We start from the raw sequence: 14827 nt of genomic DNA, 5'->3' as shown, positions 1-14827 counted from the left end.
ATAGATTTCGTAGCAAACACTCAAACAGTTGAATCACAGCCACTTCAGCAGCAGTACAGAAATAGCCCGGAAAAAATCATTGATTGACGGGACTATGAGGTAGCTGGACAATCCCACGCGCTTTATACAATGGATAAATTTATGGAAGCCTATTTAGAACACCTTTTGACACAATCGCTGGCTTTCACGCTATTTGTCGTCATGTTTGTCACATTTATTGAATCTTTAGCGCTGGTTGGCCTGTTGTTGCCGGGGACGGTGATGATGGCGAGCGTGGGGGCGTTAATTGGAAGCGGTCAGGTTGGATTTTATCCGGCGTGGGCCGCGGGGATTGTCGGTTGCCTGTTAGGAGATTGGATTTCCTATTTTATCGGGCGGGCGTTTAAACAGCCGTTGCACCGTTGGTCGTTTCTGAAAAAGCATAAAACTATGCTGGATAAAACCGAGTATGCACTGCATCAGCACAGCATGGCGACGGTATTGATCGGTCGTTATATTGGCCCCACTCGGCCATTGGTGCCGATGGTCGCTGGTATGCTGGATTTACCGCCGCTAAAATTCGCTTTGCCAAATATTATTGGTTGCCTGACCTGGCCTGCGGTGTATTTCTTCCCCGGCATTTTGGCTGGCGTGGCGATTGATATTCCGCCCAGCGCCAATAGTTACATGTTTAAGTGGCTGTTAGTCTTAGTGGCGGTAACCGTTTGGCTGGCAGGATGGCTGGGCTGGCGCTGGGTTCGATACGGCAAGCGCGGGCCAGATCGTCTGAGTCGTTGGCTGCCGCTGGCGCGTTTACGCTGGTTAACGATATTGATGACGTTGGCGGCAATCAGCAGCTTTATCTGGCTGCTCGTACAGCCGATTATGCCGATTTACCGCCATTTGCTGTGGAAAGTGCTAGCAGGCTAAAGTTGAGGTAATGCCCAGCACACTGGCCTCAGCCACCGAACCTTCCACCAATGCTTGAGTCGGGCCATCGTAATAGATGCGCCCGTCCACTACCAATAACGTTCGTTTCGCAATCCGCGCGGCATCGTCCAAATTATGAGAAACCATCAGCAAAGTCAGCTGGCGACGGTCGCAAACCTGTTCCAGCAGTTGCAGCATGTCGGTGCGTAATGCCGGATCGAGGGCAGAAAACGGCTCATCCAATAACAGGATCGGCTGGCTGCGAACCAGACACCGCGCCAGCGCCGCTCGTTGCCGCTGACCACCGGAAAGCTGTGCTGGCAAGCGATCCAGGCAGTTCTCCAATCCTACCTGTTGAGCAATTTGCTGCAATAACTCGCGTTGTTGACTATTCAGTTTTAATCCCGGATTCAGTCCCAGCCCGATGTTTTGCTCCACTGTCAGATGTGAGAATAAATTGTTTTCCTGAAACAGCATAGAAACTGGGCGCTTAGCTGGAGGACTACCGCTGTGCTCTTGGTTATTCAATAGCATACGACCACTGACTGGCGTAAGGAACCCGGCGATTAGGCTAAGTAAGGTGCTTTTACCTGCTCCGCTGGGGCCAAGAATAGCCACGCGCTCGCCCGGATGAATTTGCACATCAAATCGCATAGGCAAGTGGTCATATAAATAGGTGATTTTCTCAAGCTTTAGCATGGCGGCCCGGCAATTTCTCAATTAGGGTAAACAGAAGGAAACACAATAACAGTAGCAGTAGGGCGGTTACCGCGCCGTCGTTGCTGCGATAGGCCCCAATCTGCTGATAAAGATAAAACGGCAGGGTGCGGAAATGCTCATTGCCAAATAGGGCGACGACGCCAAAATCACCGATAGATATCACGCTGGCGAAGGCGAACGCCTGGGCTAATGGGCGTTTTAAGGCGCTGAATTCCACCCAGCGCAGTCGGTGCCAGCCACGAATATCCAGCGACAGACATAGCGGACCGTAGCGTTCAGCCAAATCGCGCATCGGGTTATCCAGCACTTTCAGCGCATAGGGCACTGCAATCAGGGCGTTGGTGAGAATCACTAGCGCGTAGGGGGATTGGGGTAAACCTATGGTGTCATTGAGTAACAGGAAGAAACCGGTGGCTAAAACAATGCCCGGCATCGCCAATATCACCATTCCGCTCATTTCCATTGCTTGGCCGAATACCATTTTATGTCGCAACTTTAACTCGCGGCTGCTCCACAACAACATCATGGTCAGCAGCACGCAGAGCAATCCTGCACATACGGCGATAGTCAGCGAAGTCGTTAAGGCCTGCCATAACGCCGGTTGTTGTAATACGCTGAATAGACTTCTATTGGTACCGTCAATGATCACGGCCAGCAGAGGTGGTAACAGCAATAATAGCGCGCCGATGATGAGTACGCTGTCGCTAACCCGTTGCCACAGACTGTCCTGCGGGTTGCGCCAGCGCTGAGCATGAGTATTTCCCACCGCTAGCGCACTATTTAGCCGCTGACTTAGTAGTACCAATCCCAGACAGCAACCGAGCTGAATCAGCGCCAGCAGCGCCGCTCTGCCTAAATCGTAGTCGTAGCTAAGCGCCTGATAAATAGCCAGCTCAATGGTTGTCGCCTGTGGCCCGCCGCCGAGAGACAGCACGGTAGCAAAACTGGCGAAGCACAGCATAAAGATCAGCGCGGCAGTAGGCAGAATCTGGCGGCGTAAATAAGGCCATTCCACCCAGCGGAAATGTTGCCAGCCGTTCATTCCCAACTGAGCGGCTAATTGGCGTTGTTCTACCGCAATGCTTTCCAGTGATTGCAGTAGCAGGCGGGTAGCCAGTGGTAGATTGAAAAAGATATGAGCTAACAGAATACCTTGCAAGCCATAAGGGGAAAAACGGTAATCCAGCCCCAGCCAGCCGAAAAGTTGCGCTAGCCAGCCTTGGCGCCCATAGACGCTTAAAATACCAAATAACGCTACCAATACCGGCAGTACTAAGGTCATGGCACATAATCGCAGCAACAGTTGACGGCCGGGAAAGCGGCGGCGATACAGAGCGCGAGCCAGCAGAATAGCGGGAGCCACCGAGAACAGCGCCGATAAAAACGCTTGCCAGAAGGTAAAGCGCACCACGTGCCACAAATAGCTGTCCTGCCATACCCCGAGCCAATCGGCTTCTGGAGCATGACGCCAGATGGCGCTAAATGCCAGCAGCGCCACGCCAACCAGCAGGAATGAAGCCAGTAGCCCCGGCCAGAGCCAAGCGGGGATTAGCGGCTGACGGCGGATTGCCATGCCTGAATCCATTGACTGCGGTTATCGGCCACTTCTTTAGCGCTGAATTCCAACGCTTTTTTTGGCACAGTCAGCGTGTCAAATCCGGCCGGAAGATCCATTTTGATCACCGGATACATCCAATTTCCGGTAGGAATATGGTTCTGGAAAGCCGGAGAAACCATAAACTGCATAAATTTCTGCGCCAACTCTGGTTGTTTGCTCGAGGCGACCTGCGCGGCGACCTCCACTTGCAAATAATGGCCTTCACTGAAATCAGCAGCAGCGTATTGATCTTTCTTTTCTTCAATCAAATGATAAGCCGGAGAAGTGGTATAGCTCATGACGAAATCCCCTTCGCCTTTCAGGAAAAGGCCATAGGCTTCACTCCAGCCTTTGGTCACGGTGACGGTTTTTTTCGCCAATTTTTGCCATGCTTGCGGTGATTCGTCCCCGTAGGCTTTCTGCATCCATAGCAGCAACCCCAGCCCCGGTGTACTGGTACGCGGATCTTGATAAATAACCTTCCACGGTGAGTCACTGTCGATCAGCTCATGCAGACTTTTCGGCGGGCTTTTGATTTTTTCCTTGTTATACACGAAGGCAAAATAGCCGTAGTCATACGGAATAAACGTGTTGTTATGCCAGGCTTCGGGTAGCGCCAGTTTGCTGGTATCTATTTGACTTGGCCTAAATAATCCAGTTTTCTCTGCGGATTGCACCAAGTTGTTATCCAATCCTAATACCACGTCCGCCGGACTTTTCTTTCCTTCCATTCGCAGGCGATTTAACAGAGAAACGCCATCTTCCAGTGCGACGAATTTCAGCTCGCAGTCGCATTCTGCTTCAAAGGATTTTTTAATAGCAGGACCCGGCCCCCAATCAGCGGCAAAGGAATCGTAGGTGTAAACCGTCAGGACAGGTTTGGTGCCCTCAGCCGCGGTGGTCGCGGCCGAAATCAGCAGCAGGCAGGGAAGAATTCGTTTAAACACTTTGCACTCCTCAAAAAAGAAAGGTGGCAAAGGTATCTGAGGCTTTGGTCAATATCTGCAAGTTCATCATATTGCTGAATGACGCTCTCAAATCCCTTCGCCGGTATTAACCGGATCAGGTTCGACGGGTTTACTCTCAGCGAATATTGGCCGCGGTTTGCCGCTAAACAATTTTTCGCACCCCGTTGAGACGGCGCTATTGTAGAGGGATAGCCAGACTAGTGAAAGTCTGTTTATACCTCCGGTGGCGTAAACCAGGCCGATTTGAAATCAAACCAGCCAAGGGTATTCATCCGCACGCCACGCATGCTGTGCTGTCCAAACAATTCTAGCCAGTGATGGAATAACGGGTGGAATTGATGATCGCTGACCAATCGTTGGCTCCATTCCGCCATGGGCAACTGGTTATTACGCCACTGGGCGACGTCTTGATGCAACTCTTCACTCAAACAGTGTTGCAATAGAGGAAGTTCATATAAGGTGGCAAAAATGGAAAATTCCACCGGCAGATAGAAGTTGGCGCTCCCTAACCAGATATCGCTTTTGGCTTCCCCTCGATACCAACTGGCGTAATCGAGCTCTTGTACCACCAGTTTCACTCCTTGCGTGGCCAGTACGTCTCTCAGCGTTTGGCTAATGGCGTTAAATTCAGGATGCTCGGTAAAACAGGTTACGGTTAGCTCGGTTAATTCGATGGGTTTGGCAGAAGGTGGATTCAGCCTGTTATGGTGCCAGCGCGGTAAAATACCGTAGGCTGGCGACCAGTAGCGCTGATACAACGCATCGGCATGGCTGAGTAATGCTACCGGTGTTATCAGTTCACATAGCCAGCGTCTAACGTCCGGTTGGCTGGTAAGTGGGGAGCGCTGATCGAAAAGGAGAAAGTAGCAGCCTTCTTCCAGCCGACTTTCCAGTTCATTACGGCTGGTATCATCCGCCTGCAAATGAACGCCAGAAGAGACTAAATCTTCCGACAATTCAGGCAATACCCAAATATTGACTTCATCAATGAGTGCGCGAAAACCGAAGTAGTTATCGAAAGCCTGAATTTTAAATTGATTATGCCGGTTGCGAATCACCGAGTAAGGGCCAGTGCCGATAGGATAACGCGAAAAATCAGGTAGTTCAGGCCATTCCTGCGGCAAAATCATGGCGTGAACGCTGCCCAGTAGCCAAGGGAGCCAATAGTCTGGCGTATTAAGTTTTACATCAATGACATAAGGCGTAGGTGAGGTGATTTCCGTGATGTGGGAAAACAGCGGCTGTGTGGTCAAACGCCTTAATGATGTAATCACATCCTGCATTTCCAATTCACGGCCGTGATGGAAGTGAATCGCCGGACGTAAATAAAAGCGCCAATACAAGGGGGTTAGCGTTTGCCAGTGATGAGATAAATCTGGTTCTACTTCCCCATTTTCCTCATTTATGCGGGTTAAGCCGTTAAAAATCTGCCGAACGATATGAGTTTCTGAACGGCGCAGTGCGGAACCGGGCAACAGGTTCTGTAGTTGACGGTAGTAAAGCACTCTAAGTATATGTTTACCCTGTCTAAAACTCCGTCCTAGCTGTGATAGCAGCATCTGGCGAACGGCCTGTTTATCTCCCACCAGCTGCACAAGCTGATCGATATGATCCTGCTCCAACAACTCCTCTGCCCGCTGTTGTTGCAGGGCCAGACCGGTGTACAAAAAGGTGAGCTGCGAGCGTTTTCCTCGTCCAGCTTCTGCCTGCCAGCTTAGCCAACCCGCCTGCTGCATATTACCTAGTAACGAACGAACGTGGCGACGCGAGCAATTTAGCACTTCCGCCAATTGTTGCAGGGTGGTTTCCGTCGGTTTACCGTCGTAATGTTGCCACAAACGGATGAACTGGTGTTGCAGGCGAGAAGTAGACATAAAAGAGGAACTCCACGGCAAAATGCATCAATTTATCTTTCCCTATATTACGCAGATAATTATCAGTAATGAAAGGGGAGGAGCATGATGAAAAAGTGCTTAACCAGACAGTTTTACCAGCGCTATTTTAGAGCCATCAGGCAGCAGCAGGCCGATTGGTTGAGCTGGGTGCCGATGGAATGGCGGTTACGGATGTTGGCAGATGTCACCCAATGGGACATTCAGCAAATGCCGGAAAAAGAATACCGCAAACATATTTAGTTTGAACCTATTTAGTACCGATGGAATCTGGATTTAACTTTCGCTGTTCGGCAGGGGCGCTGCCTATCATCAAAAATTTCTGAGTAATGGTGCAATTCACCAGCCAGTGGGGCAGCCTGCTGGCTTTTTTATTGCCGAGTAATTATTAGCTATATAGTTATTGTTGCTGTTCACCGCAATGTGCCTTCTGTAGCATATGAATCTAAAGTGGTTTCTGGCGATGGAGCCTGTAATGAAATCTGCTCTGACTTATTCCCGACGAATTAATCCCGTCTTTATTGCTTTTTTTGTGGTGGCTTTTCTTTCTGGCATCGCCGGTGCACTGCAGGCTCCAACCCTCAGTTTGTTTTTAACCACAGAGGTCAATGTACGCCCTTTATGGGTTGGGCTTTTTTATACCGTTAACGCTATTGCTGGAATTACGGTGAGCTTTGTGCTGGCGAAACGCTCGGATCTGCGAGGCGATCGCCGCAAGTTAATCATGCTGTGCTACCTGATGGCGGTGGGTAACTGTCTGCTATTTGCCTTTAATCGTGATTATCTGACACTGATTACCGTTGGCGTGCTATTAGCCTCAGTGGCCAATACGGCCATGCCGCAGATTTTTGCTTTAGCGCGGGAATATGCCGACAGCTCGGCGAAAGAAGTAGTGATGTTTAGTTCGATAATGAGAGCGCAATTATCCTTGGCTTGGGTTATCGGCCCACCGCTATCGTTTATGCTGGCGTTGAACTATGGCTTCACTTTGATGTTCAGCGTTGCCGCCGGAATATTCGTATTAAGCGGTATTCTGGTCGGGTTCTTATTGCCATCGGTGCCGAAAGCTGAAGTGCCGAAAGACGCGCCGGTAGTGATTAATGCCAAGCTTTTTGCCGATAAAAACGTGCTGTTACTGTTCATTGCCTCGATGCTGATGTGGACCTGTAACACCATGTATATCATCGATATGCCGTTATACATCACTTCAGATCTCGGTTTGCCGGAACGTTTGGCCGGTTTACTGATGGGAACCGCCGCGGGGCTGGAAATCCCGATTATGCTGCTGGCGGGTTACTCGGTTAAACGCTTTGGTATGCGTAAAATTATGCTATTTGCAGTGGCCGCAGGTATCGTGTTTTATGTTGGTTTGATCCTGTTTAAGTTCAAAACTGCGCTGATGCTATTGCAGATTTTCAACGCCGTTTTCATCGGTATTGTTGCAGGTATAGGTATGCTTTATTTTCAGGAGTTGATGCCGGGCAGGGCTGGTGCCGCAACGACGCTGTTTACCAATAGCATATCAACCGGCGTAATTTTAGCTGGGATCTTACAAGGCGTGCTAACAGAGAATCTGGGGCATTACGCGGTTTATTGGATGGCTGCGTTACTGGCGACAGTGTCATTAGGGATATTTAGCAGAGTCAGGGCTATCTAAATCCCCTGCATCTTTCACGCCGCAGCGGCGTTGGCTGCACTCATTCACCCCGGTCACTTAGTTGAGCGCTAAGTGACCGAGCGTAATTTTGCTGAAAATTAACGTAAAAATGCGGGTTGCTGCTGCTCATAGGCCGAAATATTGGCCTCGTGCTGCAACGTCAAACCGATACTGTCCAGCCCATTCATCATACAATGACGGCGGAAACCATCGATTTCAAAGGCATAACTTTTGCCTCCGGCGATGACGGTCTGCTTTTCCAAATCCACGACGAACTCGATACCTTCCTGGCTCTCTACCAACTGGAATAAAGTATCAATATCCGCTTCGCTTAACGTCACCGGTAATAATTGGTTATTGAATGAGTTACCGTAAAAGATATCGGCAAAACTTGGGGCGATAACCACCTTAAAACCATAATCGGTCAGTGCCCAAGGGGCATGTTCGCGAGATGAGCCGCAGCCAAAATTTTCGCGCGCCAGTAAAATCGACGCGCCCTGATAGCGCGGGTGGTTCAGTACAAACTCAGGGTTAGGCACCTGACCTGCATCGTCCAGAAAACGCCAATCGTTAAACAAATGCTGGCCGAAGCCAGTGCGCGTCACTTTTTGCAAAAACTGCTTAGGAATGATGGCGTCGGTATCGACATTCGCTGCATCCAACGGAACGACTAAACCTGTGTGTTGAATCAATTTTGCCACTATGGTGTCTCCGATTAATGTGTGGACGCGGATAAATCGCGCACATCTGCAAAATGGCCGCTAACCGCCGCCGCTGCCGCCATTGCAGGGCTGACCAAATGGGTGCGCCCGCCGCGGCCCTGACGGCCTTCAAAGTTACGGTTACTGGTCGAAGCGCAGCGCTCGCCCGGCTCCAGACGGTCGTTATTCATCGCCAAACACATGGAACAGCCCGGCAAGCGCCATTCAAAACCAGCGTTGATAAAGATCTGATCCAAACCTTCGGCTTCTGCCTGGGCTTTTACTGGCCCGGAGCCAGGAACCACGATAGCTTGTACACCCTGAGCTACTTTTCTGCCCTGCGCGATAGCCGCCGCAGCGCGTAAATCTTCAATACGTGAATTGGTGCAGGAACCGATAAATACTTTATCGATAGGCACGTCAGTCAACTTAATGCCCGGACGCAAATCCATATAAGCCAAGGCTTTTTCCGCCGATGCGCGCTCAACCGGATCGCTGAAAGACTCAGGCGCTGGAATAATTTGGTTAACGGCAATGACCTGACCAGGGTTAGTGCCCCATGTGACCTGCGGCGCAATATCCGTAGCGTTCAATGTCAGCACGGTGTCAAATTTGGCATCGGTATCGGATTTCAGCGTGCGCCAGTAGGCCACTGCTTGCTCCCAATTCGCACCGGTTGGCACAAACTGGCGGCCTTTCAGGTAGTCAAAAGTGACATCATCCGGCGCGACCAAACCTGCTTTAGCACCCATTTCTATTGCCATATTGCATAAGGTCATTCGACCTTCCATGCTCAAGGCTTCAATCGCACTGCCGCAGAATTCCACTACGTGCCCAGTGCCGCCTGCGCTACCGGTTTTACCGATGATCGCTAATACGATGTCTTTAGCGGTAATACCTGCGCCAACTTCACCGTTGACTTCAATTTTCATGGTCTTAGCGCGGCCCTGCTTCAGAGTTTGAGTCGCTAATACATGCTCAACTTCCGAAGTACCGATACCGAAAGCCAAAGAACCAAAGGCACCGTGAGTTGCGGTGTGGGAATCGCCGCATACGATGGTCATTCCCGGCAATGTCATGCCTTGTTCCGGGCCGATAACGTGGACGATACCTTGGTAAGGATGGTTCAAGTCATATAAAGAAACGCCAAATTCGGCACAGTTCTTGATCAGTTCCTGCATCTGAATTCGCGCCATTTCACCGCTGGCATTAATGTCTTTGGTTTGGGTAGAAACGTTGTGATCCATAGTAGCGAAAGTCTTACCCGGCTGACGTACCGGACGACCCATAGCACGTAGGCCGTCGAAAGCCTGTGGTGAGGTCACTTCATGCACCAAATGCCGGTCGATATACAGCAATGGCGTTTCGTTCGGGGCTTCACGGACGATATGTGCATCGTACAATTTTTGGTATAAGGTCTTGGCCATGTTAAATCCCCTCAGCGATAAAGCGTGCGATGACATCGCCCATTTCATTGGTGCCAATAGATTTGCCGTCACCCGCCAAATCAGCGGTGCGATAGCCTTGTTCAAGCGCCAGATTAACTGCGCGTTCAATGGCGTCGGCGGCATCGTCTTCGCCTAAACTGAAGCGTAATAACAATGATGCCGATAAAATTTGCGCAATCGGGTTAGCGATATTTTTTCCGGCAATATCTGGCGCGGAGCCGCCCGCAGGTTCGTACAAGCCAAAGCCCTGCTCGTTCAGACTGGCAGATGGCAACATGCCCATAGAACCGGTAATCATGGCGCACTCATCGGATAAAATATCGCCAAACAGGTTGGAACACAGCAATACGTCGAACTGAGATGGATCTTTAATCAACTGCATGGTGGCGTTGTCGATATACATATGAGACAGCGCGACGTCCGGATAATCTGCAGCAATGGCATTCACCACTTCGCGCCACAGAATAGAACTTTGCAATACGTTGGCTTTATCAATCGAAGTGACTTTACTACGACGTTTACGCGCGGATTCAAAGGCAATACGGGCGATCCGCTCAATTTCAAAACGGTGATAAACCTCGGTATCAAAGGCGCGCTCATACATGCCTTGGCCGTCGCGACCTTTCGGCTGGCCGAAATAGATTCCGCCGGTTAATTCACGTACGCACAGAATATCGAAGCCACGGGCAGCAATATCGCTGCGCAATGGGCAAAAGTCCTCCAGACCCTGATACAAACGAGCAGGGCGCAGGTTACTGAATAACTTAAAATGTTTACGCAAAGGCAACAAAGCGCCGCGCTCAGGTTGTTCGTCCGGCGGCAAATGTTCCCATTTGGGACCGCCGACGGAGCCGAATAAAATCGCGTCAGCCTGCTCGCAGCCGTTAATGGTTGTCGTAGGCAAAGGGCAGCCTTGGCGATCGATAGCAGCACCGCCGACATCATAAACGCTGGTGGAAATTCGCATGTTAAAGCGCTGGCGTACGGCGTCTAACACTTTGTTTGCCTGCGCCATCACTTCTGGGCCAATGCCGTCTCCGGGTAAAACGGCAATATGATAATTTTTCGTCATGTTCACACCATTTCCTGAGTATTTTGTTGCAAGCGCTGTTTTTCTATTTCTACCTGCTGAGCGCGCCAGATGTTATTTAATACGTGAACCAATGCCTTAGCGGAGGATTCAACAATGTCAGTGGCCAATCCGACGCCGTGGAAACGGCGGCCTTGATGTTCCACTACGATATCCACCTGACCCAGCGCATCTTTACCCTGACCTTTGGCAGATAATTGATATTTCACTAATTCAATCGGATATTCGGTAATGCGGTTAATTGCCTGATAAACGGCGTCTACCGGGCCGTTACCGGTGGCAGCTTCAGATTTTATTTCTTCGCCACACACCAATTTCACTGACGCCGTGGCCATCACGCTGGAGCCAGATTGAACGCTGAAATAGTCCAAACGGTAATGCTCCGGTTCTTCCTGTTGTTTATTAATAAAGGCCAGAGCTTCTAAATCGTAATCAAATACTTGGCCTTTTTTGTCCGCCAGTTTCAGGAAAGCGTCATATAAGGAATCCAGATCGTAATCTTTATCCTGATAGCCCATTTCTTCCATGCGGTGTTTTACTGCGGCGCGACCAGAGCGGGAGGTCAGGTTTAACTGAACTTCTTTCAAGCCAATGGATTCCGGCGTCATGATTTCGTAATTTTCACGATTTTTCAGTACGCCATCCTGATGAATACCGGAAGAGTGAGCGAAAGCATTGCTACCAACAATGGCTTTATTGCCAGGAATTGGCATGTTGCATAATTTACTGACCAACTGGCTGGTGCGGTAGATTTCCTGATGATTGATATTGGTATGCACACCCAGCATTTCGTGACGTACTTTTATCGCCATAATCACTTCTTCTAATGAACAGTTACCGGCGCGCTCGCCCAAACCGTTAATTGTTCCTTCAACTTGACGCGCGCCAGCCTGAACGGCAGTGATGGAGTTCGCGACCGACATACCCAAATCGTCGTGGCAATGAACGGATATAATGGCTTTATCGATGTTTGGAACACGCTCATACAAGTTACTGATTATTCCGCCGAACTGATAAGGCGTGGTGTAACCCACTGTGTCAGGGATGTTGATCGTGGTCGCCCCAGCGCCAATCGCGGCCTCTACAATCCGGCACAAATTATCAATTGGCGTGCGGCCTGCATCTTCACAGGAAAATTCAACGTCATCGGTATAATTACGAGCACGTTTTACCGAGTGAACGGCCATCGCCATAACATCTTCAAACGTGCGCTTTAATTTGGATTCAATATGTAATGTCGATGTGGCTAAAAATACGTGAATACGGAAAGCCTCGGCGATACGCAAGGCTTCGGCGGCGACATCAATGTCTTTATCGACGCAGCGCGCCAGGGCGCAGACTCGGCTGTTTTTAATTTCACGGGCTATGGTACGCACCGATTCGAAATCGCCAGGGGAAGAAACGGGAAAGCCAACTTCCATAACATCGACGCCCATCCTTTCCAGCGCCAGCGCAATCTGTAATTTCTCTTTCACGCTCAGGCTAGCCTGTAACGCCTGTTCGCCGTCACGCAAGGTAGTATCGAAGATAATGACTTGTTGGCTCATCGGGTAATTCCTTATTTTTCTGAGTAACTTTTTTATTTAGCGCGCGACGGGTAAAAAAAAACCCGCGCATTTGCGCGGGTTTCTGAATCTTGATGGCTGAATCAGTTCTGATTTCCGTCCACCAACATACCGCGCAAGTAAGATGCGTTTAGTAGTAGGCCTAGTAGACGGTTGGAGTAGAACATCGTTATCAGCTTCTCATCGGTTAATTGTTTTGCTTCCTAATTTGATACGTTATTTTAACAGGGGTGTCAACTTTTGTTTGGAATGGCGACTTAAACTGGTTTGAGGTTTTTGTTAACCTTATTTTTGGTATTAAATCCTTTACCTGGCTTAATTTTAGAATTATGTTTCATCTTGCCGTTGTGGATATTATTGATTGTTTCGCAAGTGTGATTAAAAGCGGGTTATTATGCTTAACTATAATGCTCCGTTCGATTCCAGCCTCTTTGGTGAATAGTTAACCTTTGTTTAAGTAAAATTATCCTCTGACAAACTTGATAAGGTGGATAAAAATGACAGATAGCATTAATGTAATAAGGCATCTTACGACGTCCACTATTGGCGTTATTTAATTATCATAAATATATTTATATATAATTAGAGTTAGCATACGCAGCGATTATATTTATAAACCTTTGGTTTATTAATTCACACTTAATGTTTATTATGTCAATGTAAAAAATTTAACTATTTGGCTGTTGTTAGCTTATTTTAAGAACTAATAAGGTTTAATTTATGAAATTATTATTTAATAATGGCATGATTATGAATCATTGTATCTTATAAGGTGAGTGTTTGTATGTCACTTGGAGGTTAATCATCACATTTCTGGAAATTAGTGATTCCAGTGATAACATGCCACGTTCCACTTTTTATTTATCTATGGAAAATATTCTGACAATAGGATGCGTTAGATGTGATACGTGGTTTCACATTTTATACAAGGACGAGACTCAGTGGTTATCTTTCCTAACGATAACAATTGAGATCATTGGTTATATTAATTGTGAGACATCTAATATATCAGTAATTAATTTGCTGCTATTAAAAGATAGTCATACTCCTAATAGAACCATCTGCATAAAGCTTAGTGGAGTTAAGCATGTCTGAACACAACTTGGTAACTGCAAATCCAGTAACTCAAAAAGAATCGTTTGATGTCCATTTGCGTAGCGTTGATCTTAATTTACTCACGGTTTTTGATGCCGTTATGCAAGAGCAGAACGTGACCCGCGCGGCGCAATCTTTGGGGATGTCACAACCGGCGGTGAGCAACGCCGTAGCGCGTTTAAAGCTGATGTTTGATGACGAACTCTTTTTCCGTAGCGGTCGAGGTATTCAGCCGACAGTCCGAGCTAAACAGCTGTTTGGGCCGGTTCGCCAGGCATTACAATTGGTCCATAATGAATTGCCCGGCGTTGGGTTTGAGCCAAAAAGTAGCGAACGTTTGTTTAATCTCTCCATTTGTAGTCCGCTTGATGTTCGCCTGACCGCCGAAATAGTAGGGCGAGTCAAGCAGTGCGGCCCACACGTACAGTTATCAATTAAGTCATACTTAAATGATGATATTGAACATCAGTTGCGCTATCAGAAAACAGACTTTGTGATAGGTTATACCGAATTTGAACGGCCTGAATTTAAACGCACGCTTTTATTTAATGATGAATTGGTATTGGCTGTTTCAAAAGATCATCCGCGAATAAATGAATCTATTACTTCAGAGCAACTTTTTGAAGAACAACATGCCGTGGATTCTTTGGATAAAGTGGGTTCATTTAGCAAGAACTATTATGAGGCTAATGACTTATCCCATACTATTTCCTATGAAAGCACGGATATGAATAGCGTTCTTAACGTTGTATCTAAAACAAATTACGTGGCTATTGTTCCTCGCTGGTTAATTAATATATGTAGTGAAGAGTCTAATCTAAAACTTATTGAATTACCTTGGGCAAATACTACACGAGCCTGTTATCTAACCTGGCATGAATCTACCGATCGCGATAAAGGTCATCAGTGGATGAAAGCCTTATTAAGCCAATTTAGCCTTTCAATTTAAACTTTATTAACGGCTACTGGCGTTGTTACTACTGGGGTACTGATGTACCTCAGTAGTTTTGTTGCGTAGCGGCACTCATTAAAATTTTTTCTTTCCGTTATTCTGTGTTTATTCCCGCAATACTTCTCTCAGATGCTGGTCCGCCATCTGCGATAGACCTCACCAATTTCACTGAAATCCGCGGTGAAATCAGTTTCACCTCACATTCTTACGCCGAAATTTGTTTGCCATAGGGC

Annotated in this window: 12 protein-coding genes and 1 riboswitch; of the genes, 4 read left to right on the top strand and 8 right to left on the bottom strand. The window is 48.2% G+C overall.

The window, feature by feature from the left end; all coding sequences use genetic code 11:
* Positions 1–141: 141 nt before the first annotated feature.
* A complete protein-coding gene (locus AD970_RS11325) occupies positions 142–909 on the top strand; it encodes a DedA family protein (RefSeq protein ID WP_049598868.1) in 768 nt (255 codons plus the stop codon).
* Here AD970_RS11325 and thiQ read toward each other — a convergent pair.
* From thiQ to sgrR, 4 genes are all read right to left on the bottom strand, one after another.
* The gene (gene thiQ / locus AD970_RS11320; RefSeq protein ID WP_049598865.1) at positions 898–1608 is read right to left on the bottom strand and encodes a thiamine ABC transporter ATP-binding protein ThiQ; all 711 of its coding nucleotides are present in this window, start codon (positions 1606–1608) and stop codon (positions 898–900) included. The two genes, AD970_RS11325 and thiQ, sit on opposite strands and share 12 nt — an antisense overlap.
* Entirely contained in the window at positions 1595–3202 is a 1608-nt protein-coding gene (thiP, locus tag AD970_RS11315; RefSeq protein WP_049598863.1) for a thiamine/thiamine pyrophosphate ABC transporter permease ThiP, read from the bottom strand. The genes thiQ and thiP overlap by 14 nt, the downstream gene beginning before the upstream one ends.
* Entirely contained in the window at positions 3178–4173 is a 996-nt protein-coding gene (thiB, locus tag AD970_RS11310) for a thiamine ABC transporter substrate binding subunit (RefSeq protein ID WP_049598861.1), read from the bottom strand. The genes thiP and thiB overlap by 25 nt, the downstream gene beginning before the upstream one ends.
* Positions 4174–4247: 74 nt before the next feature.
* A riboswitch (TPP riboswitch) is annotated at positions 4248–4368 on the bottom strand.
* A 38-nt stretch (positions 4369–4406) separates the two neighbouring features.
* Entirely contained in the window at positions 4407–6068 is a 1662-nt protein-coding gene (gene sgrR / locus AD970_RS11305; protein ID WP_049598859.1) for an HTH-type transcriptional regulator SgrR, read from the bottom strand.
* Positions 6069–6152: 84 nt separating this feature from the next.
* Between sgrR and sgrT the strand changes: the two genes are divergently transcribed.
* Both sgrT and AD970_RS11300 read left to right on the top strand, forming a co-directional pair.
* Positions 6153–6329, top strand: coding sequence for a glucose uptake inhibitor SgrT (gene sgrT / locus AD970_RS18890; RefSeq protein ID WP_209429076.1), 177 nt, complete (start codon positions 6153–6155; stop codon positions 6327–6329).
* Between the two features lie 232 nt (positions 6330–6561).
* The gene (locus AD970_RS11300; protein WP_049598857.1) at positions 6562–7743 is read left to right on the top strand and encodes an MFS transporter; all 1182 of its coding nucleotides are present in this window, start codon (positions 6562–6564) and stop codon (positions 7741–7743) included.
* Positions 7744–7841: 98 nt separating this feature from the next.
* On the opposite strand, the gene leuD is transcribed toward AD970_RS11300, so the two are convergent.
* Genes leuD through leuA form a run of 4 tightly spaced genes read right to left on the bottom strand, consistent with a single transcriptional unit; the run spans position 7842 to position 12529 of the window.
* Positions 7842–8444, bottom strand: coding sequence for a 3-isopropylmalate dehydratase small subunit (leuD, locus tag AD970_RS11295; protein ID WP_049598854.1), 603 nt, complete (start codon positions 8442–8444; stop codon positions 7842–7844).
* A 14-nt stretch (positions 8445–8458) separates the two neighbouring features.
* On the bottom strand, positions 8459–9871 hold the full coding sequence (gene leuC / locus AD970_RS11290; protein ID WP_049598851.1) for a 3-isopropylmalate dehydratase large subunit: 1413 nt from the start codon (positions 9869–9871) through the stop codon (positions 8459–8461).
* A gap of 1 nt (position 9872) precedes the next feature.
* Positions 9873–10964: a 3-isopropylmalate dehydrogenase gene (gene leuB / locus AD970_RS11285; RefSeq protein WP_049598848.1), complete on the bottom strand. Its 1092-nt coding sequence runs from the start codon at positions 10962–10964 to the stop codon at positions 9873–9875.
* Between the two features lie 2 nt (positions 10965–10966).
* The gene (gene leuA, locus AD970_RS11280) at positions 10967–12529 is read right to left on the bottom strand and encodes a 2-isopropylmalate synthase (RefSeq protein WP_049598846.1); all 1563 of its coding nucleotides are present in this window, start codon (positions 12527–12529) and stop codon (positions 10967–10969) included.
* Positions 12530–13634: 1105 nt separating this feature from the next.
* Here leuA and leuO point away from each other — a divergent pair.
* On the top strand, positions 13635–14591 hold the full coding sequence (gene leuO / locus AD970_RS11275) for a transcriptional regulator LeuO (RefSeq protein ID WP_049598844.1): 957 nt from the start codon (positions 13635–13637) through the stop codon (positions 14589–14591).
* The last annotated feature ends 236 nt before the right edge of the window (positions 14592–14827 follow it).

It is taken from the genome of Yersinia nurmii (genome assembly GCF_001112925.1).
GTDB lineage: Bacteria > Pseudomonadota > Gammaproteobacteria > Enterobacterales > Enterobacteriaceae > Yersinia > Yersinia nurmii.
This window is presented reverse-complemented; position numbering and strand designations above follow the sequence as displayed.

Excerpts from the sequence above, each read along its gene's own strand:
- thiQ (WP_049598865.1), bottom strand. The coding sequence starts at position 1,608 with ATGCTAAAGCTTGAGAAAATCACCTATTTATATGACCACTTGCCTATG.
- thiP (WP_049598863.1), bottom strand. The coding sequence starts at position 3,202 with ATGGCAATCCGCCGTCAGCCGCTAATCCCCGCTTGGCTCTGGCCGGGG.
- sgrR (WP_049598859.1), bottom strand. The coding sequence starts at position 6,068 with ATGTCTACTTCTCGCCTGCAACACCAGTTCATCCGTTTGTGGCAACAT.
- leuA (WP_049598846.1), bottom strand. The coding sequence starts at position 12,529 with ATGAGCCAACAAGTCATTATCTTCGATACTACCTTGCGTGACGGCGAA.
- leuC (WP_049598851.1), bottom strand. The coding sequence starts at position 9,871 with ATGGCCAAGACCTTATACCAAAAATTGTACGATGCACATATCGTCCGT.
- AD970_RS11325 (WP_049598868.1), top strand. The coding sequence starts at position 142 with ATGGAAGCCTATTTAGAACACCTTTTGACACAATCGCTGGCTTTCACG.
- leuB (WP_049598848.1), bottom strand. The coding sequence starts at position 10,964 with ATGACGAAAAATTATCATATTGCCGTTTTACCCGGAGACGGCATTGGC.
- AD970_RS11300 (WP_049598857.1), top strand. The coding sequence starts at position 6,562 with ATGAAATCTGCTCTGACTTATTCCCGACGAATTAATCCCGTCTTTATT.
- leuO (WP_049598844.1), top strand. The coding sequence starts at position 13,635 with ATGTCTGAACACAACTTGGTAACTGCAAATCCAGTAACTCAAAAAGAA.
- sgrT (WP_209429076.1), top strand. The coding sequence starts at position 6,153 with ATGATGAAAAAGTGCTTAACCAGACAGTTTTACCAGCGCTATTTTAGA.